This window comes from Micromonospora sp. 15K316 (assembly GCF_004348525.1).
Lineage (GTDB): Bacteria > Actinomycetota > Actinomycetes > Mycobacteriales > Micromonosporaceae > Micromonospora.
Window position 1 is genome coordinate 83,038 of the sequence record NZ_SMKG01000002.1, and the last position, 26,695, is coordinate 109,732.

The 26,695-nt window shown below is 71.9% G+C and carries 25 protein-coding genes and 1 pseudogene; 10 read left to right on the forward strand and 16 right to left on the reverse strand.

What is annotated here, in order from left to right:
- Window positions 1–87: 87 nt before the first annotated feature.
- A complete protein-coding gene (locus tag E1211_RS01175; protein WP_132344429.1) occupies window positions 88–915 on the reverse strand; it encodes a cyclopropane-fatty-acyl-phospholipid synthase family protein in 828 nt (275 codons plus the stop codon).
- 188 nt (window positions 916–1,103) lie between these two features.
- Between E1211_RS01175 and E1211_RS01180 the strand changes: the two genes are divergently transcribed.
- The gene (locus E1211_RS01180; protein ID WP_132344431.1) at window positions 1,104–2,153 is read left to right on the forward strand and encodes a sigma-70 family RNA polymerase sigma factor; all 1,050 of its coding nucleotides are present in this window, start codon (window positions 1,104–1,106) and stop codon (window positions 2,151–2,153) included.
- A 48-nt stretch (window positions 2,154–2,201) separates the two neighbouring features.
- On the opposite strand, the gene E1211_RS01185 is transcribed toward E1211_RS01180, so the two are convergent.
- Window positions 2,202–2,894 (reverse strand): O-methyltransferase, encoded by a 693-nt coding sequence (locus E1211_RS01185; protein ID WP_132344433.1) that lies wholly within the window; start codon window positions 2,892–2,894, stop codon window positions 2,202–2,204.
- A gap of 227 nt (window positions 2,895–3,121) precedes the next feature.
- On the opposite strand from E1211_RS01185, the gene E1211_RS01190 reads away from it, so the two are divergent.
- Window positions 3,122–3,895, forward strand: coding sequence for a Ku protein (locus E1211_RS01190; protein WP_165947130.1), 774 nt, complete (start codon window positions 3,122–3,124; stop codon window positions 3,893–3,895).
- Between the two features lie 72 nt (window positions 3,896–3,967).
- On the opposite strand, the gene E1211_RS01195 is transcribed toward E1211_RS01190, so the two are convergent.
- Together E1211_RS01195 and E1211_RS32285 are read right to left on the reverse strand one after the other, a co-directional pair.
- Window positions 3,968–4,510: a carboxymuconolactone decarboxylase family protein gene (locus E1211_RS01195; RefSeq protein WP_132344540.1), complete on the reverse strand. Its 543-nt coding sequence runs from the start codon at window positions 4,508–4,510 to the stop codon at window positions 3,968–3,970.
- 188 nt (window positions 4,511–4,698) lie between these two features.
- Entirely contained in the window at window positions 4,699–4,845 is a 147-nt protein-coding gene (locus E1211_RS32285; protein WP_165947131.1) for a hypothetical protein, read from the reverse strand.
- Window positions 4,846–5,108: 263 nt separating this feature from the next.
- Between E1211_RS32285 and E1211_RS01200 the strand changes: the two genes are divergently transcribed.
- Together E1211_RS01200 and E1211_RS33145 are read left to right on the forward strand one after the other, a co-directional pair.
- On the forward strand, window positions 5,109–5,519 hold the full coding sequence (locus E1211_RS01200; protein ID WP_132344437.1) for a YciI family protein: 411 nt from the start codon (window positions 5,109–5,111) through the stop codon (window positions 5,517–5,519).
- A gap of 695 nt (window positions 5,520–6,214) precedes the next feature.
- The gene (locus tag E1211_RS33145) at window positions 6,215–6,364 is read left to right on the forward strand and encodes a hypothetical protein (RefSeq protein ID WP_243709280.1); all 150 of its coding nucleotides are present in this window, start codon (window positions 6,215–6,217) and stop codon (window positions 6,362–6,364) included.
- A gap of 102 nt (window positions 6,365–6,466) precedes the next feature.
- Here the strand turns inward: E1211_RS33145 and E1211_RS33150 are convergent.
- The 4 genes and pseudogenes from E1211_RS33150 to E1211_RS01235 form a co-directional block, all read right to left on the reverse strand.
- Window positions 6,467–6,700: pseudogene (locus E1211_RS33150) on the reverse strand (aldo/keto reductase); the annotation flags it as partial.
- Window positions 6,701–7,253: 553 nt separating this feature from the next.
- On the reverse strand, window positions 7,254–7,841 hold the full coding sequence (locus E1211_RS01225; protein ID WP_132344439.1) for an ABATE domain-containing protein: 588 nt from the start codon (window positions 7,839–7,841) through the stop codon (window positions 7,254–7,256).
- A 357-nt stretch (window positions 7,842–8,198) separates the two neighbouring features.
- Entirely contained in the window at window positions 8,199–8,561 is a 363-nt protein-coding gene (locus E1211_RS01230) for a hypothetical protein (RefSeq protein WP_132344441.1), read from the reverse strand.
- A 255-nt stretch (window positions 8,562–8,816) separates the two neighbouring features.
- The gene (locus tag E1211_RS01235) at window positions 8,817–9,731 is read right to left on the reverse strand and encodes a LysR family transcriptional regulator (protein ID WP_132344443.1); all 915 of its coding nucleotides are present in this window, start codon (window positions 9,729–9,731) and stop codon (window positions 8,817–8,819) included.
- A gap of 120 nt (window positions 9,732–9,851) precedes the next feature.
- On the opposite strand from E1211_RS01235, the gene E1211_RS01240 reads away from it, so the two are divergent.
- Window positions 9,852–11,117, forward strand: a complete 1,266-nt coding sequence (locus E1211_RS01240) for an MFS transporter (protein ID WP_132344445.1) — start codon at window positions 9,852–9,854, stop codon at window positions 11,115–11,117.
- 168 nt (window positions 11,118–11,285) lie between these two features.
- On the opposite strand, the gene E1211_RS01245 is transcribed toward E1211_RS01240, so the two are convergent.
- Together E1211_RS01245 and tnpB are read right to left on the reverse strand one after the other, a co-directional pair.
- The gene (locus E1211_RS01245; RefSeq protein WP_243709270.1) at window positions 11,286–11,954 is read right to left on the reverse strand and encodes a maleylpyruvate isomerase N-terminal domain-containing protein; all 669 of its coding nucleotides are present in this window, start codon (window positions 11,952–11,954) and stop codon (window positions 11,286–11,288) included.
- A 26-nt stretch (window positions 11,955–11,980) separates the two neighbouring features.
- Entirely contained in the window at window positions 11,981–13,477 is a 1,497-nt protein-coding gene (tnpB, locus tag E1211_RS01250) for an IS607 family element RNA-guided endonuclease TnpB (protein WP_207915140.1), read from the reverse strand.
- 202 nt (window positions 13,478–13,679) lie between these two features.
- Here tnpB and E1211_RS01255 point away from each other — a divergent pair, with 202 nt between their 5' ends.
- Window positions 13,680–14,051, forward strand: coding sequence for a VOC family protein (locus E1211_RS01255; protein ID WP_132344449.1), 372 nt, complete (start codon window positions 13,680–13,682; stop codon window positions 14,049–14,051).
- Window positions 14,052–14,092: 41 nt separating this feature from the next.
- On the opposite strand, the gene E1211_RS01260 is transcribed toward E1211_RS01255, so the two are convergent.
- On the reverse strand, window positions 14,093–14,974 hold the full coding sequence (locus tag E1211_RS01260) for a phosphatase PAP2 family protein (RefSeq protein WP_132344451.1): 882 nt from the start codon (window positions 14,972–14,974) through the stop codon (window positions 14,093–14,095).
- Between the two features lie 89 nt (window positions 14,975–15,063).
- On the opposite strand from E1211_RS01260, the gene E1211_RS01265 reads away from it, so the two are divergent.
- Window positions 15,064–15,780 carry a DUF3159 domain-containing protein gene (locus E1211_RS01265; RefSeq protein WP_371686105.1) on the forward strand — a complete coding sequence of 239 codons (717 nt, stop codon included), beginning with the start codon at window positions 15,064–15,066 and terminating at the stop codon, window positions 15,778–15,780.
- Between the two features lie 241 nt (window positions 15,781–16,021).
- A complete protein-coding gene (locus E1211_RS01270) occupies window positions 16,022–17,362 on the forward strand; it encodes a GH1 family beta-glucosidase (protein ID WP_132344453.1) in 1,341 nt (446 codons plus the stop codon).
- Window positions 17,363–17,447: 85 nt separating this feature from the next.
- Here the strand turns inward: E1211_RS01270 and E1211_RS01275 are convergent, their stop codons facing one another.
- The 3 genes from E1211_RS01275 to E1211_RS01285 form a co-directional block, all read right to left on the reverse strand.
- Window positions 17,448–17,861: a roadblock/LC7 domain-containing protein gene (locus tag E1211_RS01275; RefSeq protein ID WP_207915143.1), complete on the reverse strand. Its 414-nt coding sequence runs from the start codon at window positions 17,859–17,861 to the stop codon at window positions 17,448–17,450.
- Between the two features lie 5 nt (window positions 17,862–17,866).
- A complete protein-coding gene (locus E1211_RS01280) occupies window positions 17,867–20,359 on the reverse strand; it encodes a nitrate- and nitrite sensing domain-containing protein (RefSeq protein ID WP_243709271.1) in 2,493 nt (830 codons plus the stop codon).
- Window positions 20,360–20,456: 97 nt separating this feature from the next.
- Entirely contained in the window at window positions 20,457–21,869 is a 1,413-nt protein-coding gene (locus tag E1211_RS01285) for an FGGY family carbohydrate kinase (protein WP_132344456.1), read from the reverse strand.
- Window positions 21,870–22,122: 253 nt separating this feature from the next.
- Between E1211_RS01285 and E1211_RS01290 the strand changes: the two genes are divergently transcribed.
- Entirely contained in the window at window positions 22,123–24,057 is a 1,935-nt protein-coding gene (locus tag E1211_RS01290) for an anthranilate synthase family protein (RefSeq protein WP_132344458.1), read from the forward strand.
- Between the two features lie 63 nt (window positions 24,058–24,120).
- On the opposite strand, the gene wrbA is transcribed toward E1211_RS01290, so the two are convergent.
- Together wrbA and E1211_RS01300 are read right to left on the reverse strand one after the other, a co-directional pair.
- Window positions 24,121–24,738 carry an NAD(P)H:quinone oxidoreductase gene (wrbA, locus tag E1211_RS01295; RefSeq protein WP_132344460.1) on the reverse strand — a complete coding sequence of 206 codons (618 nt, stop codon included), beginning with the start codon at window positions 24,736–24,738 and terminating at the stop codon, window positions 24,121–24,123.
- A gap of 238 nt (window positions 24,739–24,976) precedes the next feature.
- Window positions 24,977–25,360 (reverse strand): hypothetical protein, encoded by a 384-nt coding sequence (locus tag E1211_RS01300; RefSeq protein ID WP_132344462.1) that lies wholly within the window; start codon window positions 25,358–25,360, stop codon window positions 24,977–24,979.
- A gap of 141 nt (window positions 25,361–25,501) precedes the next feature.
- Here E1211_RS01300 and E1211_RS01305 point away from each other — a divergent pair, with 141 nt between their 5' ends.
- Complete coding sequence (locus E1211_RS01305; protein WP_132344464.1) at window positions 25,502–26,596, forward strand: winged helix DNA-binding domain-containing protein; 1,095 nt, start codon at window positions 25,502–25,504, stop codon at window positions 26,594–26,596.
- The last annotated feature ends 99 nt before the right edge of the window (window positions 26,597–26,695 follow it).

Consider the following 26,695-nt stretch of genomic DNA (forward strand, 5'->3'; position numbering starts at 1 on the left):
ATGCCGACGCGCCAACCGAAACAGACGGGCGTGCGGCGCTCTCGGCAGAGCTGGGGACCGCACGCCCGGTGGGAAACGGCTTAAAGATCAGAGGTATGGCTTGCGCGCGGCGATGATCGCGTAGCCGATGTCGGCGCTCCAGGCGAAATAGTCCCGGTACGACTGCTTGAGTTGGTGCACCGTGTCCTCGCCGAACCGGGCGGTCAGCTCGCCGTGCAGCTCATCGGCACGATCCAGATAGCGCAGCCCCATGCCGTACACCCGCGGCCCGCACTGGGTGTACTCCTCCACCTCGAGCCCTGCCTCCCGCAGCCGCGAGATCCACTCCGGCACGGACAGCAGCTGGCCGATCTGGAAGGCCGCCATGAACTCGGCAGCCCGGTCCGCGCTCACGTGCGCCTCTCGGGTGCAGTCCGCGATGGCCAGCCGACCGCCGGGACGCAGGACGCGGAGGAACTCGGCGAGCGGTGCCGCCAGGTCACCGGCGTGCATGAGCGATTCGATCGCCACGACCGCGTCGAACGACCTGTCGGGAAAGGCGAGATCGTGGTAGTCGCCGTGCGCGAACGCGACGCGGGTGGCTGCCTCGCTGTGCTCACGGCGGCGCTGCGCCTCCACCGCCTGGACGGGGCTGATGGTGACGCCGGTGACCCGGACCGCATACTCCTCCGCCAGTTGCACCGCGGGCGCGCCGACACCACAGCCGGCATCAAGGACTTCCTCATCCGGCCGCAGGTTGATCGCCTCGGCAACCTTCCGGGTGATCCGCTTGGCCGCCTCGATCACCGGGGTGGCGTCGCGGTCGTCGTACCAGTAGGGCAGGTGCTCCTGGCCGTCGATGAACAGCTGCGACAGCGCCGCTGTCTCGTCGTACATCCGGCCGATGTCTTCCCTGGTGGGTGTCGTCGCGTCCATCGCCCCTCGCTCGGTGTCGTCGCCGCAGACTGATCGCGACACCACCCTCGCATCCGCCATCGGCGCGCTCACCTCTGGAATTGCCCGGTCCGTCACGATCGCGTCACGCGTGTCAGGCGGGTCCGGAGGGCGCGGTCGGTATAGTGAGACGTGCATATTTGTTCCACGAGCGGCTGAAAGAGGAATAGATGGCGAACCTTGGCGCGAATGCGTCGCAACACGACGCCGAGCAGACGACCGCCATCACCATCGACGAGGACAATTTCGCGGCTCTCGCCGACCGGCACCGCCGCGAGTTGCAGGTCCACTGCTATCGGATGCTGGGGTCCTTCGAGGACGCGGAGGACCTTGTCCAGGAGACCTACCTGCGGGCGTGGCGCAAGCGGGAGACGTTCGAGGGGCGATCGACCGCCCGGTCCTGGCTGTACCGCATCGCGACGAACGCCTGTCTGGACTTCCTGCGGCGCAACGCCCGCGTTCCGGTCCCGCACCGGCAGGCGGCGCTGGGAGCGGGGCCGACCACGCCGCCGCCGGCGACGGACGAGGTGCCCTGGCTCCAGCCCTACCCCGACTATCTGCTCGACCCCGTGGCGCCTCCCGACAGCCAGCCGGATTCACAGATCATGGCGCGTGAGTCGATCGAGCTGGCGTTCCTCGTGGCGATCCAGCACCTGCCGCCCCAGCAGCGGGCGGTGCTGATCCTGCGCGACGTGCTCGGTTGGTCGGCGAACGAGACTGCCACGATGCTGGACATCAGCCTTGCCTCCGCCAACAGCGCCCTGCAGCGGGCGCGCGCCACGCTGAAGGATCGGTTGCCTCCTCGCCCCATCGACTGGGGTCCGACGGCGGATCCGGCCGAGGCCGAGCGTGCCCTCGTGCAGCGGTGCATCGAGGCGCTGGAGAAAGCCGACGCGGCGAACTTCGCGAAGCTCCTCCGCGAGGACGTACGAGTGACGATGCCGCCAGACTCGTTCTGGATCATCGGTCGGGAGACGTTCGTCGCCGGCCTCGTCGCGCAGTTCGACCCGACCTCACCGGCATACTTCGGCGAATGGAAGGCGCTCGGAACGCACGCGAACATGCAGCCCGCTGTCGCGGGGTACGTCCGCCGGCCGGGCGAGTCGTTGTATCGACCGCAGGTGCTCAACGTCTTCCGTATCGAAGACGGCATGATCGCGGAGATCACGGCGTTCTCTCCGGAGGTCTTCCCGACGTTCGACCTGCCCGCCTCCCTGTGAAGTCCCCGAGGGGCGCCCGCGTGGACGGGTGCCCCTCGGGACCTACCGTCACCGTTTCCTGGCGATGGTGAGCCCATCGGCGACCGGGAGCATGACCACCTCCAGCCGGTCGTCCGCGGCCACAGCCGCGTTGACCTCGCGCATCACCCCGGCACACTTTCGCCGCAACGAGTCGCCGGCCAGGTCCGGCGCGGTCACGAAGCCGTCGAGCAGCACATTGTCCAGCAGCAGCAGACCACCGGGGCGAAGTAGCGGAACCGCGAGGTCGTAGTACGTCGGGTAGTTCAGCTTATCGGCGTCGACGAAGACGATGTCGACGACCTGCTCCTCAGGCAACGCCCGAAGGGTCCGCGCGGCCGGGCCGAGCCGGAAGTCGATGCGGTCGGCGACGCCCGCCCCCTGCCAGTGCGCGCGAGCGACGGCAAGCCAGCGGTCGCTGTTGTCACAGGTGATCACCTTGCCGTCCGCGGACAGGCCGCGTGCGAAGGCCAGGGCTGACAGCCCGGTGAGGGTGCCGATGTCGATCACGGTACGGGCGCCGGCGATCCGGGTCAGCAGGGTCAACAGCGCGAGCTGCTCCGCCGGCACCATCATCCCCGCCACCTCGCCGAGTCCCTCGGTGGCGGCGATCAGACCGCGCACGGCCGGATCGGGCGGCGTCGTCGACGCGAGCAAATACTCCCGTAGCATCTGATTGACAGGCACATGCTTGGCGATTCCGCCACCCGCCGCCCCGCTCATACGTTCGCCCTCCCACCTCGATCCGCCCTACCGACGGCGCCGACCGGTGCGCTCGGGCCGTGGGGCGGGCCAGCCTGATCGTCTACGGGATGTCCCGCTAGCCGCATCCTCGACAGTGCGCTGCTCGCGGGCCGGTAGGACGACCTCGCACGCAGGAGGAAGAGATCGGCACGCCCCCCATGCGAGCCTGGCCGCAGGGTACGGATCACAACCAGCCGGGAGCGCAAATGCGGGCAATGTGGAAGGGCGCGATCTCCTTCGGCCTCGTGTCGATCGCCGTCAAGCTGTATGCCGCCACCGAGGAGAAGACCGTCCGGTTTCGTCAGGTGCACCGTGATGACAACGGCCGGATCGGCCTACGACGTTTCTGCGACGACTGCGGCGGCGAAGTGGCTTACGAGGACGTCGCCAAAGCGTACGAGCTCGACGACGGGCGTGTGATCGCTATCAGTGACGAGGACCTGGCCGGTTTGCCGCCGCCGCCGATGCGCACCATCGAGGTGCTCAAGTTCGTCCGCACCGAGGACGTTGATCCCATTCTCTACAACCGGACGTACTTCCTGGAACCGGACGACGTCGCCATCCTGCCGTACACGTTGCTGCGCGACGCGCTGCGCGACAGCAGTCGGGTCGCGATCGCCAAGGTAGCGCTTCGTCAGGTGGAGCGGCTGGCAGCGATTCGGGTACGCCACGACATGCTCCTGCTGCACACGATGATGTGGCCGGACGAGCTCAGGGAACCGGAGTTCCCCTTCCTCGACACCCCATTGACGGTGCCGGCTTCGGAATTGGCCCGGACCACCTCCCTCCTCGACGCGATGACCGAGCGATTCGATGCCAACGGTCTTCGGGACGAGTTCCGCGCTGCCCTACTGGCGCTGATCGCGACCAAGGCCGCCGCCGCACGGGATGGTGGGGCGGCCACGACGGACGTGACACCGAACGACGCGGCAGACTCTCGCGACGCGCAGCAACGCGGACAAGTCGCGAAGACAGCGTAAGCGGCACGATGCACGGGACACCACAGGCAGCGTCGGGAGGGCATCGCCGCCACTGTCGGTCCCGTGCTCCGATCAGACGCCGTACCCGTGCTCGATGATTCGCTGCACCGAGTTCCCGTATTCGTCCAGGCTGTCGGGCACCCACGTGCCCAGACCGTCTACGTACCGGTTGAACATGCAGAATGCCGCGGCTATGAGAATCGTGTCATGGATCTCGATATCGGTTGCGCCCTGCTCGCGCGCGCCCTCCACCAGCTCGGCGGTCACCGCGCGGCCCGACTGCTGCACCGCTCCCGCGACGCGCAACAGGGCCCTCAGCTTCGACGAGATGGGGGCCGACTCAGGGTCGGCGCGCACCTGTTGCACCAGCGTCATACCCTGGTCCAGCTGAGCCGCAGCGATGAGGGAGTGCGACGTGCAGCAAAACTCGCACTCGTTTCGGCCCGAAACGTACGCCGCGATAAGCTCCCGCTCGCCCCTACTCATCGAGTGTGAGGCACGTAGCAACACCTGCGCCAACGCGGTGAGGGGCTCAGCTGTCTCCGGCCGAAACCGCAGGAGCCCGGTAATGCCGGGGGTCTGCGCCTCGTCAAGCCCCAGGTCTATGTAAGCCATGACGTAACCTCCTGTATTGATGGTGTGCCCCCGGCCCGTGTTCAACGAGCCCCATTCGGGTAAGCGAATGGTTACACTCAGTCGCGGTTCGAGGCCTCTTCCCAAGTGCTCGATCTCGACCACCGGCTCACCTCCGGCGGCCCGTGAGACTGCCTGGCAGGCGGCATTCTCCGCTATGGCTGGCACCGTCACCGGCGTATCGGCGCCGGCCGCGCGACCGCGGCTGGCGGGACCGCCATAGCCCGCAAGCTGATCTTGTTCAACGCCTCCAGGGCCTGCATCCGCATCGCGATCGGCAGCACGTCACGCACTCCGGCTCGCATGCCCTTGCGCATGCTGCGAGAAGAACCTCTAGAGCTCTGCCGATACCGTTTCCGTCAACGGCCCGGCCGCAAGTCGCTGCTCGCGATGCCGCTCATGATGACCCGGTGCTACGCCTGGGCGCCGATGAGCGCGATGTTGTTCCGGACCGACCGCTGCTCTGCCGGCCCAACCCCATCCGCCGCTCGCCACCGATGCCCCAGATGTCGAGGGACCGGCCACGTGCTTCGACCTATCTATGAGCGCCAGTCGCGCTCTTCCGCTAAAGGAGGTCTCCGTGAGGTTCATACTGCTCAAGTGGCTTGACGGCAGCGGCCTGCCGGACATCAGCGGCTGGAGCGTCGCGGATATCCAGCGTCACTCCAGCTACATGGACGACGTCAACCGCACCATCGAGGCGACGGGCGAACTGGTAAGTGCCCATGAACTGGCACATCCTCAGCAGGCGATCGTCGTTCGCGCCGACGGCTCGGCGCCCGAGGTCGACGCCCTCCCCGCGCCGGGCAGGCACGCGCTCGCCGCCTATTGGCTGATCGACTGCACGGACCACCAGCGGGCCACTGAGATCGCGACCATCATCTCTGCCGCTCCTGGAGCCTCGGCGCTGCCGCTTAACCATCCGATCGAGGTACGGCCGATCATGTCATGGTCGACCCCGATGGTAGACGCCCTTCCCGACTGGTTTTAGTACCACAACAACGCTTCGTTGCGAAGCCTCCAGGTGTACTGAACAGGGACGTTGGTCGAGGTTGTGAGACGACACGACGTAGATAGACGTGATGACGAAGGCCTCCGGCTGTCGAGGGAGCTGTCTAGGAACCGCTCCGCCAACCAGGAGGCCTTCGTTTCACACGCTAACGCCGCATTGATTCCTCGCCCACGTCTTCGCCTGGCGGTTCTAATCGTGGAGCAGGGGTGGCCCGGTCGCCGGGCAGCCGGTGCGGGACGTCTTCACCGACGCTGGGTCGTACCGGTCGGCCAGCACGTCGGTCTGGCCCCGCCTGCTCACCACCCCGCTCGCCACAGGTGTCGCCGTACCGCTCGGCGCCCGGTGGGCGGCCCCGGCGCAGGCCGCTTCCGGTACGGCACGGCCCACACTGCCCGCACCCACCGGGCCGCACCGGATCGTAACCGTGCCGCTGCACCTGGTCGACAGATCCCGCCCGGACCCGGTCGCCGGCCCGGGACACCACCGCGAACTCATGGTCAACATCTGGTATCCCGCCGCCGGGACGCCTGGCGTCATCCGCTGGCACCGTGGCTGCCCGCCGCGCCGATGGCCGCGCTGCTCGTGGCCAACGGGTTCGACGCCGACGTCGTGACGGCACCCCTCACCGCCGGCCGCGAAGGCGCTCCGGTGCTTAAGGCAGCCGACCGGCACCCGTGGTCGTCTTCTCCCACGGCGCCGGCGGACACCGCTCCGAAACCACCAGCGTCGTGCAGGAACTCGTCAGCCACGGCTACGTGGCCGTCACGGCCGACCACCCGTACGACTCGTTCGGCGAGTCTCCCGACGCCCCCCACGGTCCCTGACGACGACGTGTCGGTACCCCGTGGGACCACGCCGGGAGCGACGATCGTGTCGAGCACGTCGGCGGGGAGCACGGTGTCCGCGGCGGCCAGCTGGGAGTGCAGGTGCTCCAGCGTGCGCGGGCCGATGATCGCGCTGGTCACGATGGGATGTGCGGTGACGAATCCGAGCGCGAGCTGGATCATGGTGAGGCCGGCTTCGTCGGCGACCGTGGCGAGCTGCTCGACCGCGTCGAGTTCGCCCGGTTGGCCGGGACCGAGATGTCGAAGCGCTGCCGCATGAAGCCCGAGCGGTTCGTGCTGATCTCCTGTCCGGCACGGATGTCGCCGGAGAGCCACCCCGACGCCAACGGGCTCCAGGCGAGCACGCCCATGCCGTACTCCTGGGTCACGGGCAGCACGTGGGTCTCAGTCCCTGTCTGCAGAATCGAGTAGGCAGGAGCACCCGATCCGGCAGGTCGAGGGCCCACTGCCTCCCGGGTCGCCCGTCGCTGACGGCGTCACCGTGGCCGTCGGCGACCAGGCGTACGAGCCGGCGGAACCGAGTGGGGTGCAACCCGGTGAACGGAAAGATCCATCCCGGGCGGGCTGAGGTGATCACCTGCACCCGACGATCAGTCGCGGCCGTCCACATCGGATGCCAGTTGAGTTACGAGACGCTCGCCCGATCGGACCCGACAGCGGACGCCGAGCGGCCGCCTTCCTCTTGACGCTCCAAGGAGGCCGTTCCCGCAGGTGATGGCCTGCGTCCCCGACGCGACCGCGGGCTGGCCGGAGAATCGGCGCGACCGGCCCGGGCATGACTGTGTTCCTGGCCGTAGGCGGGCCGCGCGCTTCAGCTCTACCGACGCGACGCCGTGACCTTCGTCGGCCGCGGCGTTCGGCTCAGGCGTCAGTTGGCTGGGGCGGGACCGTCGGTGGGCGCCTGCCGTCTGCGGTCGGACCGTGCGGCGTACGCCCGGCGCATCTTGACGTAGTTGCCGCAGCCGGCCATCGAACACCAACGGCGCGCCTGGTTGCGGGAGGCGTCGTAGTAGGCCCAGCGACAGGTGTCCCGGTCGCACACCTTGAGCCGGGCCCACGTCTGGTCCTGCGCGCACTGCCGGATCGCGTCGACCACCTGCGCCAACGCGCGAGCGGCGGCGGTGTCGTCGGCGGCGTGGAGGTGAGGTCCGCCGCCGGCCAGGGTCACCCGCACCGGGACGGCGGCGAGCGCCTCGTCCAACCGGGCCACCGCCGTCGGGTCGGCGCGGTGGCCGGCGTGGCCGAGGAGCACCGCGCGTAGGCCTTCCCGGATCGTGACGGCCAGCGCCAGGTCCGCCGGGCCGAGTCGCGTGTCGGTCGGGATCAGCTGCCGCTCGGCGAACCAGTCCCGCAGCCGGTCGGGCGTGGTCAGCGACTCCTCGTCGACCTGCGGCTCGTAGGTGTTCACGAAGTCACGCACCAGTCGCACGGCGGGCGGTACCGCTTCGTCGCTCACCGGCACCCCTTTCGACAGGTACACCACCGTAATGCCTTGACAGGTGTGGCAGCCACCTGGGAACGTCCGATGTATACACCGGTGAATGCGGTTTGCCGGTGTAGAGAACCTGCGGATCTCGTCGGCGAGGTCCCACGGGCGGACGGGGGGGTGCGGTGGCCGCCACGCTCAAGGACGTCGCCCAGCTCGCGCGCGTGTCGGTGAAGAGCACGCTGCGGGCCCGGGAGAGTACCGCCGCCGGATGACCGGCCGTCCGCCCCGGGCGGGGTGGCCGCCCGACACCCACGTCGAACCGTCGATCGACCGGGACCAGTCGTTCGTCGCGGCTGCGAGCCCTGGTCCCGGCCGATCGGCCGATCAGCAGTTCTCGGTGGTGTACTGGACCCACGGGTTGAGGTACGCCCCGCTGATGAAGCCGGACCCACCGGTGCTGAAGCGTGCGTGCCACCAGACGGCGATGCCGTTGACCGTGTCGCCGCGCGTGGCGCAGTCCAGGTACGCCGTCACGCCGCGATTCACCTGGCCATAGGCGGTGCAGGACGTGTGCGGCCCGGTGCGGTAGCGGACACCGTCTGCCGTCACCACGGCTGTACGGCTGCTCCGGTCGGACCAGCCCTGCCCGCAGGCCGCCGACGCCGGTGTCGCGGGCACAACGTAGGTCACCGCCGCCGCGAGCAGCGCGATACCTGCCAGCCGAGCGCTCATTCGTCGCGTGGTCATCCGTTTCCCTCCACAAAGGTGACTTCCAGCCACACTATATCGATAGATGCGCCTAAACCTATTGCTTCTCGTAGACATCGGGCCGCTGCGGACAGCGTCGGGCCCACCATCAACAGCCTCGAGATCCGCGCGCCGGCCGCGACATGCTGCCCAGCGGGGCAGACCGTGCACGTGGACCAGACGACAGATCACCGACGGCATACGGTGGCGTCATCTCGCCCATCGACCGGGACCTGCGGGCCTTGGAAACGCAGGCTAGGCGACAGCCGCGGGTGGGGCCGGCCGCGGTGGGATGCGGCGTTGGACGGTGGCGAGCAGCGCGCGGGCGGGGGCGCCGAGTTGGCGGTCGGCCGGCGCCGCGAGCGAGACCCCGAAGACCGGCGCAGGCTGGCGGATCGGGATCAGCCGCACGTTGCCGCCCGGCTCCACGACCAGTGGTGGCGCGATCAGGACGGCCAGCCGGTGACGCACGAGGTCGAGCAGGCCGCCGACGTCGGCGACCTCGTACCGGACGACCCGCTCGATCCCGGCGGCTGCGAACGCCCGGTCCGTCGCGATCCGGCTCCCCCAGGTCTCCGGTCCGTCGGCGAAGACCTCGCCGGTCAACGCGCTCAGCTCGACGTCGGCGCGCTCGGCCAGCGGGTGGTCCGGCGCGCAGCAGAAGCGCATGACCTGGGTGTCGATCGGAGTCAGCTGCAGCCCTTTGGCGTCCGGCCGGGGCAGTGCGACGAAGGCCAGGTCCAGCCGGCCACCGCGCAGGTCGGCCGAGTGTTGCCGGCTCGACCCGACCCGCAGCTCGACGTCGACCCCGGGGTGTTCCTTCCCGAAGTCGGCGAGGAGGCGGGCCACGTTGACCGGCGCGGCGCAGCCCGACTGCAGCATTCCCAGGCGCACGGTTCCGCGTAGGCCGCCGCGCAGCTGGTCGACCACCTCGCGTACGCCGTCGGCGGCGGCGAGCGTACGCCGTGCCTGCGGGAGCAGCATCCGCCCGGCGTCGGTCAGCTCGACCCGGTGCGTCGTCCGCTCGAAGAGGGTGACGCCCAGCTCACGTTCGAGGTTGCGCATCGTCGCCGAGACCGCGGACTGCACCACCCGCAGCCGGTCGGCGGCACGGGTGAAGCTGCCCTCCTCGGCCACCGCGGTGAAGGTGGCCAAATGCCGGAGTTCCATGCCGCCTGTTTATCACTCACGTAGATGATCACTAGCAGTAAGTTTCGTCGCCGATGACGACCACCACAGGACAGGCTCGGTCCGACGCTTACGACCGAGTTGATCAGGTGGTCCACCGACATGTCCTCCATCACGTGGCACCCGAAGGCGACGGCCTCCCCCAGGCGGCACGGCTTCGGCTTCTGGGCCATCGCGTTCGCCTATCTGGCCGTGATGGCGCTGGGCACCGTGCCGTCGCCGCTGTACCCGATCTACCAGCAGCGCGACGGCTTCTCGACCTTCACGATCACGATCGTCTTCGGCGCGTACGCGGCCGGCGTGGTGGTCAGCCTCTTCCTCGCCGGGCACGTCTCCGACTGGCACGGCCGGCGCAGGATCCTCGCGCCCGCGCTACTGCTCAGCCTGGCCGGCGCGACCGTCTTCCTGCTCTGGCCGGAGCTGCCGGGCCTGCTCGTGGCCCGGGTGCTCAACGGGCTCTCCGTCGGTGTGGTGACCGCCACCGCGACCGCCTGGCTGGTCGAGCTGCACGCCGCACACCGGCCACACGCCGGCCCGCGCCGGGCGCAGACGGTGGCCGTCGCCGTGAACCTGGGCGGGCTCGGCAGCGGCACGCTGCTCGCCGGCCTGCTCGCCGAGTGGGCGCCCGCCCCGCTGCGGCTGCCGTACGTGGTCATCCTGGTGGCGCTCGCGTTGGCGCTGGTCGGCGTGCTGCTCGCACCGGACCTGCGGGCGCTGCCCGAGCCGCGACCCCGTTACCGCCCGCAGCGGGTGGCGGTGCCCGCCGCCGCCCGCCCGCGCTACTACGCCGCCGCGTTCAGCGCCTTCCTCGGCTTCGGCGGCCTGGGCCTGTTCACCGGCCTGACCAGCACCTTCCTGGCCGTGATCATGCACCACCCGTCCCGCGCGCTGGCCGGCGCGAGCCTCTTCCTGATCTGCGCGGCCGGCGTGCTCGTGCAGATCACCACGCCGGGCTGGCCGCTGCGCCGCAGCCTCGCGGTCGGCACGGTGCTGCTGGTCGCCGGCATCGGTCTCGCCGTCGTCGCCGCCTGGCTCGGCACGCCGAGCCTCACCCTGTTCGTCATCGGTGCGGTGCTCAGCGGGGCCGGCGCCGGCGCGATGTTCCGGGGTGTGCTCGGCACCACCGCCGCCATCTCCACCCCCGAGGGACGGGCCGAGGCGCTCGCCGGCATCTTCCTCGCCGGTTACCTGGGCATGTCCGTGCCGGTGATCGGCGTCGGGATCGCCCTGCGTCACGTGAGCCCGCGGGTGGCGCTGCTCGGCTTCGCCGTCTTCGTCACCCTCGGCGTCATCGGCGCCGCCCGCTGGCTGCTCGCGGACCCGGCCCGGTCCCCGTCGGCGGCGCCGGTGGCCGCCGTGCGCCGCTGACCACCGGCTCGCCGCGACGTCCGGGCGGCTCCGCGGCCCGTAGCCACGGATGTCGGACAGCCTGATCATCGGCGAGCTGCTCGCTGTCGCCGGCTGTGGTCGGACCTGTCGACCGGTGCGGATACCCCGACCTCGTCGACCTCGCGTGAATCAGGCGTAGGGGGCGGGTCAGCCACCGAAGGAGAGCCGGCGGAGACCGGCCGCGTCGACGGCCGCCCGCTCCCGGTCGCCGAGCGGCGCCCGCCCGGTGGCCTTGCGGATCAGCGTCAGCCGGTCCCAGCCCAGCTCGGCGGGGATCGGCCGCCCACCGGCCAGCAGGTCGGCGATCACCTGCGCGGCGGTCGGGGTGAGCCACGGCTCGCGGGCGAGCGCGGCGGCGAGGTCCAGGCCGTGCACACCGACCTCCACCACCCGGGTGCGCAGGAACTCGGTGAGGCTCATCGCGTCGCCGTGCCGGGTGCGCACCACCCGGTCGGCGGGTGCGGCCGCGACCGCGACGTCGGTCGCCCGCCAGGCCCGGTCGAAGTCCGCCACCAGCGCCGCGCCGTCGAGTTCGCGGGCCTCCCGCCGGCCGCTGTCGACGCGCGCGGCGTCGACCTCCGGAGTGAACTTCGGCGCCCCGAAGTAGCCGGCGGCGTCCACCTCCGCCCGTGGCGGGGCGGGCGCGGCGAGCATGTCGGCGGGGCGGCCCACGCCGCTGCGTACGTGCGCGAGCAGCTCGCGGACGGTCCAGGGCGGGCAGTCGGTCGGCCGGTCGAGGTCCGCCTCGGAGAGGCCGTGCAGCGCCTCGCCCAGCCGGGCGCACTCGTCCCGGAATGCCGCTCGTACCGTCTGCACGGCTGCTCCTTCCACCGCCGGTACCGTTACCTTTCAGTGCGCTCTAGTGAGCGTCTGTTGGGTAGTCCCGCCTTGCGGTGGGACGGTCCCGGTCTGATCCGCGGGGGTGCGGCGCCGGGTTGACGTTTCACGGCCACCAGCCCCGCAAGCGGGGTCTTATGGTTGGCTCCACGTCCTGCCACCGGGCCACTCCCGGCGGTATCGTAGTCGGCCGCGAGGGCGGCCAGGTTGTATGCGGCGTTCAGGTCCCGGTTCAGGGTCAGGCCGCAGACGCTGCAGTGGTAGGTCCGCTCGGACAGGGCGAGTTTGGTTTTCACCGCGCCACAGCCCGAGCAGGTCTTGCTCGACGGATACCAACGATCGGCGACGACCAACCGCCCACCGTTCCACTCCGTCTTGTACGCCAACTGCCGACGCAACTCGGCGAACCCGGCATCCGCGACCCGCCGCGCCAACCGCCGGTTACGCAGCATCCCGGCGACGTGCAGGTCTTCGACCACAATCGTGCCGTGTTCGCGGGTCAGCCTTGTGGTGATCTGGTGCAGCCCGTCGCAGCGTAGGTTCGCCACCCGGCCATGCGCCCGACCCAGCCGGGCTCGGGCACGCTGCCACCGGTTCGAGGGGCGTTGACCGGTTCGCCGGTCGGGGCCTTGCCGGCGGGACAGGCGCCGCCCCAGGATCCGCAACCTGCGCTGCGCCTCGTCCAGGTGACGCGGGTTGGGTACCTGTTCACCGGTGGACAACACGGCCAGATGCGTGATCCCGAGATCCACCCCGACCGTCGAGCCGGGCCGGGCCGGCGTTCGTTCGGCGCGGTCGACTTCGACGGTGAACGACACGTGCCAGCGTGTGCGGTCTCGGCGCACGGTGGCGGACATGATCCAGGCGGTGCCGTTGTCGAGGCGGCGGGCCAGTTTCCGCGCCGACTCGTGCAGCTTCAGCCGACCCAACCTCGGCAACACCACATGCTTACGATCCGGCTCGACACGGATAGTGCCGGTGGTGAACCGCACCGACGGGGTCGTGTGGCGGCGGGACTTGAAGCGCGGGAAGCCGACCGGCCGTCCAGCCCGCTTCCCTGACCGAGAATCAGCCCACGCCTTCAGCCCACGTGCGAGCGCGTCCAGACCGGTGTTGAACGCCTCCTTCGAACACTCCCGCCACCACGGCGCCACACCCTCCTTCGCCGCATTCCAACCCCGGCGAAGCGCCGGCAACGTCCAACCAATGGCCGGAGTCAGCTCGGCATCCGCGATGCCGTAGGAGCGTTCGGCTGCGCGTTGGTCCATGATCGCTTTCACCTGGGCGAGCGCCCAATTGTGGGCGACCCGCGCCGCCCCGGCATGCGCCAGCACCGCCCGCTGCTGCACCGGCGTCAGGTCAAGAGCGAACCGGTACGCCTGGACCACCTGCACGGCCGTCACCATAACGACGACCACCGACAGGAACCATCCGCGCAAACAGGCCAACGACCACGTCTTCGTTTGCACCCTGCCCGACCGCTTCCGCAACGAGATCGTCACCCAGCCGTCACCGAGCAGCTCGAAACCCCCATCTCACCCGCTACTGGACACCAGAGTCCACCACCGATCGCTAAAGACCGCCAGGAAGACACCAGCTGGCAACCCTCTCACGTCGCCTGTCCGGTCGGCCGGCCCGGGACTCGACGGGCGGGTGCCCGCGCTGCGACCGGGAATTGTCGTATCCACGCCCTACGGTGGACCGATGGACTGGAAGATCGAGCTCATCCCCGTACCGGTGACCGATGTCGACCGGGCCAAGGCGTTCTACCAGAAGGTCGGCTTCAACGCCGACCACGACCACCGGGTGCACGAGAGCCTGCGGTTCGTTCAGCTGACCCCGCCCGGCTCGGCGTGCTCCATCGTGATCGGCGACGGCATCACCGACAAGACCCCTGGCACGCAGGAGATCCAGGTGGTGGTCGCCGACGCCGCGGCGGCGCGCCGGCAGCTGCTCGACGCGGGCGTCGAGGCGAGCGAGGTCGACCCGCAGCCCTGGGGCACCTTCGTCTACTTCCGCGATCCCGACGGGAACTCGTGGTCCCTCCAGGCGATCGAGTCGCGCCCGAACGGCTGATCGACGCGGCTCCCTCCCACACCGGCCCGGCCGGTGCCGCCTCAGCCCTGGTGACGCGGCACCAGCCGGTGCACCACGGCGAGGACCAGCGCCATCACCACCGCCATCGTTCCGGCGATGCCGGCCGCGCTCCCGGCGTACGCGACGAAGAGCGCCCGCCGCGAGAGCGCGTCCGGCGCGACGGCACGCAGGTCCGTCAGCCAGCCCAGAGCCAGCCCCGAGAGGACCAGGGCGATCACCCCGCCGACGCCGAGCACCACGGTGGCGACCCGGTGCGCGTCGGCGGTGGAGATCTGCGCCTGCTCGCGCTGGGTCACCAGCAGGACCAGCCCGGCCAGCGCCGCCCAGACCCCCACCACGAGGAACGCGGTCAGCGCGTCGCTGGGCCGGTGCCAGCCGGCGGAGAGGGTCGCCACGCCGGCGGCGGCCGCGTAGCCGGCGCCGACGAACGCGCCGAGCGCGCGCACCTTGGCCGGCAGGACGAGCACCAGCGCCACCGCCACCGACGCCGCCACGGCGGTGTGCCCGCTCGGCAGGCTGTTGCCGGCGTAGATGCGTTCGAGGTCGATGCCGAGGTCGGGACGGGAGAGCCCGTGTTTGAGCAGCTGGGTGGTGACGTTGGCGCCGGCGATCAGCAGGGTCGCGGTGATCGCCAGCGCGATCCGGCCCCGCATCAGGGCGATGAACCCGATCACGACGGTCGCGGCCAGCAGGGAGACCACCGACATGGCGTTGAGGATCCGGTCGACCGGTTCGTCGATACGATCCTGCCCGATCCGGTTGCCCGTGAGCGCCACCGTGTCGATCCACTGGCCGAGCCCGGTGTGCAGGGCCACCCGCCAGGCCACGATGAACGCGGCCACCTGCACCAGAACGAGCAGGACAAGCCAGGCCGCCGTCCAACCCCTCGCCGTCGCCCGCACGCGCCAACGGTAGCGAGCGCGCGAACGTGGGCGGCGGGTGGGCCGACCTCTTCCTACGGTTAGGTTTGGACCGAGGTCAGGAGGTGACGGTGACGGGAGGACCGCAGCACGAGGCCCCGCCCCCGGAGCGCGTGCCGCAGCGACCCGCGGGCGCCGCGACCAGCGATCAGGGTCGCCCGGAGTCCCTCGCCGACCTGCTCGGCGGCCGCGGGGGCGCGATCGACGCGACCCTGCCGCCGGTGGCGTTCGCCGCGGGCTGGCTGCTGGCCGGCGAGTCGATCTGGGCCGGCGTCGGTGCCGCGGTGGTGACCGGCGCCGGGGTGGCGGTCTGGCGGCTGCGCCGGGGTGACCGGCCGCGTTCGGTGCTCATCGGGCTGCTGGCGGTCTGCGTGGCCGCGTTGATCGCGCTGCGCACCGGTCGGGCCGAGGATTTCTTCCTGCTCCAACTGCTCTCCAACGCGGCGAGCGCGTTGGCCTGGGCGGTGAGCATCCTGCTGCGCTGGCCGCTGCTGGGCGTGGTGGTCGGCGCCGCGCTCGGCCAACGCACCCGGTGGCGGCGGGACGCGGCGCTGGTGCGGGCGTACGGGCGGGGCAGTTGGATCTGGACCGCCACCTACCTGCTGCGGGTCGCGGTGTTCGTCCCGCTCTATCTCGGCGGGCAGGTGGTGGCGCTGGTGGCGACGCGGGTCGCGCTCACCTGGCCGCTGGTGGCGGCGGCGTTGGCGGTGAGCTGGGTGGTGGTGCGTCGATCGCTGCCGGCCGGTCACCCCGGGCTGCGCCATCCGGTCGAGCCGGCGGAAGGCTGACCCGCGACGGCGGGGACGGGCGCTCCACAAAGTAGGAGAGAGGCCGCCACGGGGGGAGCGGCCTCTCCAGTGATGTACGTTACTCCGTCAAACTCCCGCGCGTGATCCCGCGTCGGCCTCTTTTTTCCGCGCTTCGTCCAACGAACGGTCTCCGTCCGGTGGTCGGTGCGCGTCGAGAGGCGTACTGCCATAATCATGGGAGCGCTCCCGCACGTGGGCGCCCGGCCCACGAGGAGAACCGATGTCGATGCCCACCCCACGGCGAACGCCGCTGCGTTTCCCGGCCGGCTTCGGCTGGGGCGCCTCCACCTCCGCCTACCAGATCGAGGGGGCGACGAAGGAGGACGGCCGGGGCGAGTCGGTCTGGGACACCTTCAGCCGCACTCCGGGACGTACCCGCAACGGCGACACCGGCGACGTCGCCGCCGACCACTACCACCGGTACCGCGAGGACCTCGACCTCATGCGCGACCTCGGGCTGCGCAGCTACCGGTTCTCCATCGCCTGGCCGCGAATCCAACCCGACGGCACCGGCGCGCCCAACCAGCGCGGCCTCGACTTCTACCGCCGCCTCCTCGACGGCCTGCACGAACGCGGGATCACCCCGATGGCGACCCTGTTCCACTGGGACCTGCCGCAGGCGCTCCAGGACGCCGGCGGCTGGGAGTCGCGGGACACCGCGTACCGCTTCGCCGAGTACGCCGAGACGCTGTTCCGCGCGCTCGGCGACCGGGTACCGACCTGGCTCACCATCAACGAGCCGAAGACCGTCGTACAGAACGGCTACCTCTCCGGGCACCACGCGCCCGGCCGGCAGGACCGGGAGGCCGCCTACCTGGTCGCCCACCATCTGCAACTCGCGCACGGTCTGGCCGTCCGGGCGCTGCGCGCCACCGGCCCCGGCCGGATCGGACCGGCGCTCAACCTGCACCCCTGCTACCCGGCCGACGACTCGCCGGAGGCGGCGGCCGCCGCCCGGCTCTACGACGGCTACGAGAACCGCCTCTACCTCGACTCCGCCCTCACCGGCCGCTACCCGCAGGACGTGCTGGCGGACCTCGGGCCGGAGAGCCGGATGGTGCGCGGCATCGCCGACGGCGACCTGGAGGTCATCTCCGCGCCGATCGACATCCTGGCCGTGCAGTACTACACCCCGATCTACGTGACCGCCCAGGGCGGCACCGCCCGACGCCGGCCGGTGTCCCAGGCCGAGTGGCAGCAGATCTACCCCGAGGGCCTGTACGACATCCTGACCCGGGTCACCCGCGACTACGGGCCGGTCCCGATCATGGTGACGGAGAACGGACTGCCCGCCGCGGACACCCTGGGTTCCGACGACACCGTCGACGACGCGGCACGGGTCGCCTTCCTCCGCGACCACCTGACCGCCGCGCACCGGGCGCTGACCGACGGGGTGCCGCTGGAGAGCTTCCACGTCTGGTCCCTGCTCGACAACTTCGAGTGGGACGAGGGGTACGACCAGCGCTGGGGCCTGGTGTACGTGGACTACCCCACCCAGCGGCGCATCCCCAAGCGCAGCGCACACTGGTACCGCACGGTCATCGCCGACAACGGCCTCTGAGCCACGGACTCACCGCCCCGGGCCCGGCACCCCGGGTCCGGGGCACCGGACCCGGGGAGAGCCGACCGTACGGCGGTGGCGTCGCTCAACGCGGCAACGCCTGCTGCAACTCGGCCCGCAGCGCCGGGGTGAGCATCTCCCCCGCCTGCTTGGCGAGCCGGGCCATCTCGTAGCCCACCACGCCGATGTCGGCGTCCGCGGCCGCGAGGGTGGCGAGGATCGAGCCGTCACGCACCTGCATGACCAGGAAGTAGCCGCGGCCCATCTCGACGACCGTCTGCTTGACGACGTCCCCGTCGAACATCTGCGCGGCACCCGAGGTGATGCTCATCAACCCGGAGGTCACCGCCGCCAACTTGTCCGCGTTGTCGCGGGGAAGGTGGTCGGAGATCGCCACCAGAAGCCCGTCCGAGGAGACCACCGCCGCGTGGGCGACACCGGGCACCCGCTCGGCGAAGCCACTGACCAGCCAGCTGAGGTCACGCGCCTCCTGACTCAACGTCGTCACTGTCGTCCTCCCTCCCCGCGCCCGCCGGGCGGCGGCACAGGTATCTCGGTGGTGTCCTCCGCCTCGGCCCGCCGTACTCCGCTGTAGAGGCGGGAGAGCATTCCGCCGACCGCGTCCGGGTCCGGGTCGTGCGCCGACGGCCCCGGCTGCGGTCGTACCGACCCGTTCAGCGCCGCGAGCTGCGCCATGGGCACGCGCGTCGGCAGGCCCCGCGCGTTCACGCCCCCGGTGACCGGGGTCGCGGACGAGGGAGCCGGTCCGGGGACCGGCGACGCCGGCGACGCCGGCCGTGACCACCAGCCGCCGGCGGGGTCGGTGGTGGTGGGGACGAGCACGTCCTCGGCGCGTACCGGCAGCGGTCGGCGCTGGCGCGGCACCGCGACCGGTCGGCGTCCCGCCACCGGCAGGTCGACCGCGCCGGCCGCCGGTGCCGCGGCGTAACCGGGCGGCAGCATCCGCGCCGGGAGCGCCGCGTCGAGCTGTTCCGTCGGCGCCGGGGCGAGCAGCGTGCCCGGCAACCGGAGCACGGCCACCAGGCCCCCCTGCCCGCCGTGCAACCCCACCCGGACGCCGAGCCGGGCCGCCAGGTGGCTGACCACGAAGAGACCCATCCGCTCGACGGTCGCCACGTCGGCGGCGGGCGGCGTGGCGAGCACGGCGTTCGCCTCGGCCAGCGCGGTCGGGCTCATGCCCAGGCCCCGGTCGGTGATCTCGATGACGGCGTCCGCTCCGTCGGCGCGGGCGGTCACCGAGACCACGGTGTCGGGCCGGGAGAAGGCGGTGGCGTTCTCCAACAGCTCGGCGAGCAGGTGCACCAGCTCCCCGACGGCGTGACCGACGACGTGCAGGTCGGCCACCGACTCGTGCCGGACGCGCTGGTACTGCTCGATCTCCGCGGCGGCGGCGAGCAGGACGGCACCGAGCCCGACGGGCCGCTGCCACCGGCGGGTGGACTCGCTGCCGGCGAGCACCAGCAGACTCTCGTCGTTACGCCGCATGCGGGCGGCCAGGTGGTCCAGCTTGAACAGGTTCTCCAGCTGATCCGGGTCGTTCTCCTCGCGCTCCAGGTCGTCGAGGAGCTCGAGCTGCCGCTCCACCAGCACCTGGCTACGGCGGGCCAGGTTCACGAACATGGCGTTGACGTTGCGCCGCATCGACGCCTGCTCGACGGCGACGCTCACCGCGCTGCGGTGCACCGCCACGAAGGCCTCCGCGAGCTCGCCGATCTCGTCCAGCGAGCGGACCACCGCCGGCGCGACCTCGATGTGCGGCACCCCACCGCCGACGGTCCGCAGCCGGTCCAGAGCGTCCGGCAGCTCCACCTGCGCGATCCGCAGGGCCTGGCTACGCAGCAGGCGCATGGACCTGGCGATCGACCGGCCGATGAGCAGCGAGATGAGCACCGCGACCAGGAGCACCGCGACGATCCCGCCGGCCACCAGCAGCGTCGTCCGCAGCTGCCCGGTCGCGGCGTCGTCCGCCTGTCGGACCGCGTCGGCCAGCACGCTCTCCTCGGCCTGCCGCAGCAGCTCCTGCCGCCGCTCGCTCGCCGCCCACCACTGCGACGCGGGCAGCACGGCGGGCGTCACCCCGCCGGTGGGCAGGCTGCGCTCCTCCAGCCCGGCGGCCGTGGCGAACGCCGGGTCGACCGACATCCGGTCGTACCGGCGGACCTGTTCGGTGGTGGCCGCGACCCGGAACGCGCCGAGCGCGGTGAGCTGCTGTGCTCGAAGATCGGAGAGGACGACCTGGTCCTCCGAGCCGTACCGGCCGGCCCGGGCCGCCGCGTAGAGCTCGGCGCGGATCCGGGAGGCGAGCTCCTTGACGCGAGCGAACTGCACGTACCGCAGCACGGCGTCGCTGAGCGCCGGACGGCCCTGTCCCGGGTTCGGCTCGGCGAGCAGGTCGAGCAGCGCGCTGACCGCCCGGTGGTAGTTGCTCAGGATGGTGTCGCTGCTGAGCACCGCGGCCGGCACGGCGGGGCGGATGTAGACGACCCGGTCGTACGCCTCCAGCACCTCGGAGTACGCCACCCGCCAGGACGCGTCCGCGTCGGCCAGCGGCTCCGCCGCCCGGCGCAGGTCCGCGACGGCCTGGTCGGTGGCCGCCCGCGACGGCTCCAACTCCTCGATCGCGGCGGTACGGTCGGCCGAGCCCGCCGCCCGGCGAAGCTCGGCGAGCTCACCGGCCGTGCGGTCGCGCTCCTGCTGGATGCGGTGCACCGCCGTGGTGATCTGCCGACCGATGCCGACCTGCTCGGCGAAGTCGCTGAGCACCGTGGTCTGCCCGACCAGGGCGCTGGTCTGCACACCGGCCAGGACCAGGAAGGCCACCGACGGGACCACCAGCACGGTGGCGAGCTTGGTCCGCATCCGCCAGTCGCGCAGCCGCATCGGCGAGCGCCGTCGGTGCGGCACGACCCGTTCGTCGAATCGACGTCGGTGCTGACCGGCCACCGAGCCGAGCGACGGGCCCGCACCTACGCGCACGCTGCCTCCTCCTCCCCTCGCGTCCACCGCGACCGGGGAGCGGAGTCCATCCAACCAGGCGCGGGAGCGGTGTCAACGGCTCGAGCGCCACGGAGGTTCAGGAAGAATACGGTGGGCGGGACCGACCTGTCGTGGTCGGTGAGATCAATTCATCCGTCCGGCCGATGTCGGCCAACTCGACGGCCACCTCGAACCGTCCCAATGCGACAAGCGCCGCTCCCGTCGCCCCGATCTCCGGATTCCGCTGGTGGGACACGGCTCGCGGGGCGAGCGCGGCGGCGAACGCCTGCCGCCACCAGACCGACGCGGCCATCGCCCCGCCGCCCAGCACCACCGCCACCTGCCTGTCGACAGTGGACTCCAGCACGTCGAGGTCCCGCGCCACCAGCTCGCAGAGGCCCTGCATGAGCCCGGCCAGGATGTCCACCGCCGTGGTGCCGAAGCTCAACCCGCGCAGTTCGCCGCTGCCGGCCGGCGCCAGCCCCGGCGGCCGGTCGCCGCCGTAGCGGGGGTCGGCCGGACGGCCCCCGCCGGGCGGTATCAGCGCCAACGCCGCGTCCAGCTCCGCCCCGCCGGGCAACCGCAGCTCCCGGTTGGCCCAGGCGAAGAGGTTCCCACCGGAGGAGTACGCGGCCCCGGTCACCACGTGGTCGTGGTCGACGCGGTAGCGCCAGAGCCGCTCCGGCAGCCGGGGCAGCTCCTGCCCGGCCGGCACCCGTTGCATCAACCGCACGGCCGCGGAGGTGCCGACGGTCACCGCCGCCCGGCTCGGTTCGACACACCCCGAGCCGACGTTCGACGCCCCGCCGTCACCCACCACCGCCGTCCAGCCGACCCCGGCCAACGCCGGCCACCGCTTCGCCCGGTCGGGTCGGAGCCGCCCGCGCCACTGCATCGGGGCGAGCTCCGGCAGTTCGCCGGGGCGCGCGCCGGCCAGCCCGAGCGCCTCGTCGTCCCAGGTGAGCGTCCGCAGGTCGAGCAGCCCGGTGCCGGACGCCTGGGAGATCGACATCGGCGCCGCTTCGAGCAGCTGACCCAGTACGTACTCGACCAGCCCGGCGAAGCGCGCCACCCGGCTGCCGGTCCGCTCGCGCAGCCACGGCAACCGCATCGACCAGTAGCCGCGGTGCCACCAGGTGCCGGTGCGCTGGTGGTAGTCGTCGGGGTCGGCCGGACCCGTCATCGACGCCGGCGCCATCGGCCGGGTGTCGAGCCAGGTGAGCGCCGGCCCGAGCGGGTCGCCGGCGGCGTCCAGCGGGACCACCGAGTGCCACTGCCCGGAGACCGCCACCAGCTCGACGTCGCGCAGGTGCCCCAACCCGGCGAGCTCGTCGAGGCACTCGACCAGGCAGGCGACGTAGTCCGGCCCTTCCAGCGTCCCGGTGCCGTCGTCGCCGACGGCCAGGCTGACCTTGCGCCGCGCCAGGGCGCCGGGCACGGGCTGCGTCTCGTCGTCGAGCACCAGCCCGCGAACCGACGAGGTGCCCAGGTCGAGCGCGAGAATGTTCATCGCCGGTCAAATTACCCGCTGTACGTCCGGCGCAGGCATCGGTCGGGTGAGGCGTACGCGGATCGGCTTCCGCGCGGGCCCGGCAACCCGTAGGGTGGGCCCATGCTCGCGCACCTCACCTGCTGGTGGCCCGCCGACCCGGCGGCCATCCTCCGCGCGTAGCTTCCCACGCGGCCGCCTGTCGAGGCGGTCGCCGGATCTCCCAGAGCCCCCGGTCCGCCCGCACCGGGCGACCCCGGCCCAGGAGAATCCGATGACCCACCTGCACGACCTGCTCGCCGCGGTCTCCGCCGGCGCCGACCCGGGCCCGTTCGCGCTGGTCCGCCGCGCCGATGCCGACCGGTTGGAGCTGTTCACCGGCCCGGTCCGCACGGTCGACCGGCTCGCCGACATCCCCCTGCCCGAGGGTGCGCCCGGCCCGCGCACCCTGGCGCTGGTGCCCTACCGGCAGATCACCGAACGCGGCTTCGCCTGCGTCGACGATGGGATGCCGCTGGAGTGCCTGGAGATCTCACGGCACGAGCGGATCGGCCTGACCGAGGCCCTGGCGGCCCTCCCCGACCGCCCGGTGCGCACCAGCGGCGCGGCCTTCGACATCACCGACGAGGCATACGCCGCCGCGGTCGAGCGGGTGCTCGCCGAGGAGATCGGCCGGGGCGAGGGCGCCAACTTCGTCATCCACCGCACGCTGACCGCCACCGTGCAGGATCCGCCCCTGGTGGCCGCGTTCGCGGCGCTGCGCCGGCTGCTGCTGGCCGAGCGCGGCGCCTACTGGACCTTCGTGGTGTACACCGGCGACCGGGTGCTGGTGGGCGTGAGCCCGGAACGGCACGTCAGCGTCGACGACGGCCTGGTGATGATGAACCCGATCAGCGGCACGTTCCGGCACGGCGGCGCCGAACCGGACCCCGCCGCGCTGCTGCGCTTCCTCGCCGACCGGAAGGAGATCGAGGAGCTCTACATGGTTCTCGACGAGGAGCTGAAGATGATGGCCTCCGTCGCCGAGGACGGCGGGCAGGTGGTCGGCCCGTACCTGAAGGAGATGTCCCACCTGGCGCACACCGAGTACCTGCTCGCCGGCCGGAGCACCCGTGACGTGCGGGACGTGCTGCGGGAGACGATGTTCGCGCCGACGGTCACCGGCAGCCCGATGGAGAACGCCTGCCGGGTGATCGCCCGGCACGAGCGCACCGGGCGGCGCTACTACGCCGGAGTGCTGGCCCTGCTCGGCCACGACGACGCCGGCCGGCAGACCCTGGACGCGCCGATCCTGATCCGCACCGCCGAGATCTCCCCCGACGGGGCGCTGCGGGTCCCGGTCGGCGCCACGCTCGTCCGGCACTCCTCCGCGGCCGGCGAGGTGGCGGAGACGCACGCGAAGGCCGCCGGTGTGCTGGCCGCGCTCGGACTCGGCCCGCAGGCGGCCCGGACCGCCCGGGGGCCGGTGCCGCGGCTGGCCGACGACCCGCGGGTACGCGCCGCGCTCGCCGCGCGAAACGCGCCGCTGGCCCGGTTCTGGCTGGACCAGCGGGCCCCGGGTGCCGGTGCGCTGCCGGCGTTGGCCGGGCGCTCGGCGCTGATCGTCGACGGTGAGGACACCTTCACGGGCATGCTGGCCCACCAGTTGCGGGCGCTCGGCCTGGCCGTGACCGTACGGCCGTGGCACGCGCCCGGCCCGCCGGACGGGTACGACGTGGTGGTGGTCGGCCCGGGCCCGGGTGACCCGGGCAGCACGACCGAGCCGAAGATGCTGGCCCTGCGCGGGCTGCTGGCCGGGCTGCTGGCCGCCGGACGACCGACCCTCGCGGTCTGCCTGGGGCACCAGTTGCTGGCCGGGCTGCTGGGGCTGCCGCTGCACCAGCGGATCGCCCCCTACCAGGGGCTTCAGCAGGAGGTCGACGTCTTCGGCACGCCCCGCCGGGTGGGTTTCTACGCCACCTTCACCGCACGCGCCGGGGCCGACGATCTGCACACCCCGTACGGCCGGGTGGAGCTGGCGCGCGACCAGTCGGACGGCGCGGTGCACGCGCTGCGCGGGCCGGGCTTCGCCGGGGTGCAGTTCCACCCGGAGTCGGTGCTCAGCCCGGACGGGCTGACGGTGCTGGCCGAACTGCTGCCGGCGCTGCTGCCGGCCGCCGGTCGGCTCGGACCGACGGGCGTGACCCGATCCGCGGCCGAGCCGGCCTAGCGGTGGTGCCGGCGGCCGGGCGGTGGCTTCCGCCGGGCCGACCGCCGGGTCACCGGTGACGACTCAACCGGCGAGGCCCTTCTTCACGGCGGCGCCGATCTGGACCGCGCGCCGGGCGGTCAGCGCGGTCGCGGTCAGGGCGATGTCGTCCGGTGCGGTCTCGCCGTTGTTGCTGGTGTGCGAGGCGCCGTAGGGGTTTCCCGCGATGAACTGGCTGGTGTCGGTGTAACCGGGGGTCACCACGATGCCGCCCCAGTGGTAGAAGACCGAGAAGAGCGACGTCAGCGTGGTCTCCTGGCCGCCGTGGCTGGTCCCCGTCGTGCAGAACGCCGAGCAGACCTTGTTGACCAGACCGCCCTGCGACCAGAGCGGGCCGGTGGTGTCGATGAACTGTTTGAGCTGCGCGGCGACCACGCCGTACCGGGTCGGCGACCCGAAGATCAACACGTCTGCCCAGGAGAGGTCGTCGACCATCGCCTCGGGGACGTCCTGGGTCTCGAGGTGGTGGGCGTGCCAGCCGGAGTTGGAGCGGATCGCCTCGTCGGGCGCGAGCTCGCGCACCTTGCGCAGACGCACCTCGGCGCCCGCATCGCCGGCGGCCTCGCAGGCGGCCTGCGCCATCTGATAGGTGGTGCCGGTGGCGCTGTAGTAGATCACCGCTACCTTGACCCGGTCAGCCATCGGAACGTCCCCTTCCCTGTGTCAGCTCCGGCGACTACCCGTCACCTTCTGCGACAAACGTCCCCGAGCGGCTCCGATCCGCCGGGGTCCGCGCGCGGCGCGGGAAGTGGATTCGGGTCTCGCTCGGGGCGAGCGACGGGGGATCGCGCTCCGCCGGCCCGGAGGCCGGCGGAGCGCGATCGGGGCGGCCGGCGTCACCGTACGGCGGCGCCGGCCGCCCGCCCGTCCCCGTTCCGGGTCACGAGACCCGATTACGCAGGTCGTCGACCTGCTCCTGCAGTCGGTCCGCCGCTCCCTGGTTGTTGAGGAACGTCGCGACCCCCGCGATGAACACCAGACCGAGGATCAACGCGATGATGCTGAGTGTGAGGCCGCCGATGGTCACACCCCGACCGGTCACGCCCGGCCGCTTGGCCATCTGGAGCCCGAAGACGCCGACGATGATCCCGATGATGCCGAGAATGATCCCGGCCCAGGCGAGGATTGCCGTCAGCGTGCACACCAGGGCGGACACGCCGAACACCAGCGCGAAGGTCGCGGCGGTGCTGGTCTTGGCTGGGGTGCGATCGGCCCGGGACCGGGCCGGCGCGCCGCCCCGCATCGGCTCGCTGGACGCAGTCATGGCTCTCCCTTCCGCACGCGCGGCGCGCGTACTTGCGCCGTCGCATCCCCGCTCCCCGGACCGTTATGCCTGGCCGTGCCGACGGCGCGAAGCTGTCGGTGGCCGCGCCTAGACTGACGCGCGACCGGTGGAGGGGATCCGATGCGGCTGACCACGAGCGAGGCGCTGGCCCGGCGGATGGCCAGTCTCCTGCTGCCCCCACGGCTCGGCGGGCGGCCGGGCACGGTGGCCGAGGTGGTCGAGTGGTTCGGGGCCATGCAAGCGCAGGATGTGGCCAGTGGGCTCTGGTCGCTCGGGGCCCGGCTGCCCACCCACACCCTGGCCGACGTGCAGGCCGCGCTGGAACGGCGGGAAGCGCTGCGCACCTGGCCCATGCGGGGCACGGTCCATCTCGTCCCGTCCCGCGACGCCCGCTGGATGCTGGAACTCACCGGCGTCCGCTCCTTGTCAGGCGCGGCGACGCGACGGGCCGCCCTCGGCATCGACGAGACCGACGCGGAGCGGGCGGTGGAGGTGCTCGGCACCGCGCTGGCCGGCGGCGGGCGGCTCACCCGGGCCCGCTGCCTGGAGACGTTGAACGCCGCCGGCATCGGCACCGACGGCCAGCGCGGCTACCACCTGCTCTGGTATGCGAGCGTGCGTGGCGTGACCTGCGTCGCGCCGAACGTCGGCACGGAGCAGACCTTCGCGCTGCTGGACGAGTGGGCGCCCGACCCGCGCCGGCCCGAACGGGACGAGGCGCTCGCGATCCTCGCCCACCGCTACGTCCGCTCACACGGCCCGGTGACCGCCCGCGAGTTCGCGGGCTGGACGGGGCTGACCCTCACCGACGCCCGACGCGGGTTCGCGGCTGCCGGTGACGCCCTGACCGCCGTGACCGTCGACGGGGAGGAGATGCTTGTCGACGCGGCGCTGCCGGACACCGCCCCGGCTCCGGTCGACGACGTGCTGGCGCTGCCCGGCTTCGACGAGTACCTGCTGGGCTACAAGGACCGCTCGCTCATGCTCGATCCGGCCCACCGCGCCGCGATCATCCCCGGCAACAACGGCGTCTTCCAGCCCACGATCGTGTCCGGCGGGCGCGTGGTGGGCACGTGGCGGCGAACAATCGGCAAGACCCAGGTGAAGATCGGCGTGACGCCGCTGGCGACGGTGGACCGCCCCCGGGCGGAACAGGCGCTCACCCGCTACGCCGAGTTCCTCGGCCTGCCGCTGCGGGTCGACTGGCTCGCCTGACGCTGTCGACGGCTCGAACCCGCCCACGCTCGGCGCTCGGCGCTCGGAAACATGCCGGCCCCCGAGCGCGGGCTGCTCGACCGGCCCGGAGAGCACCGC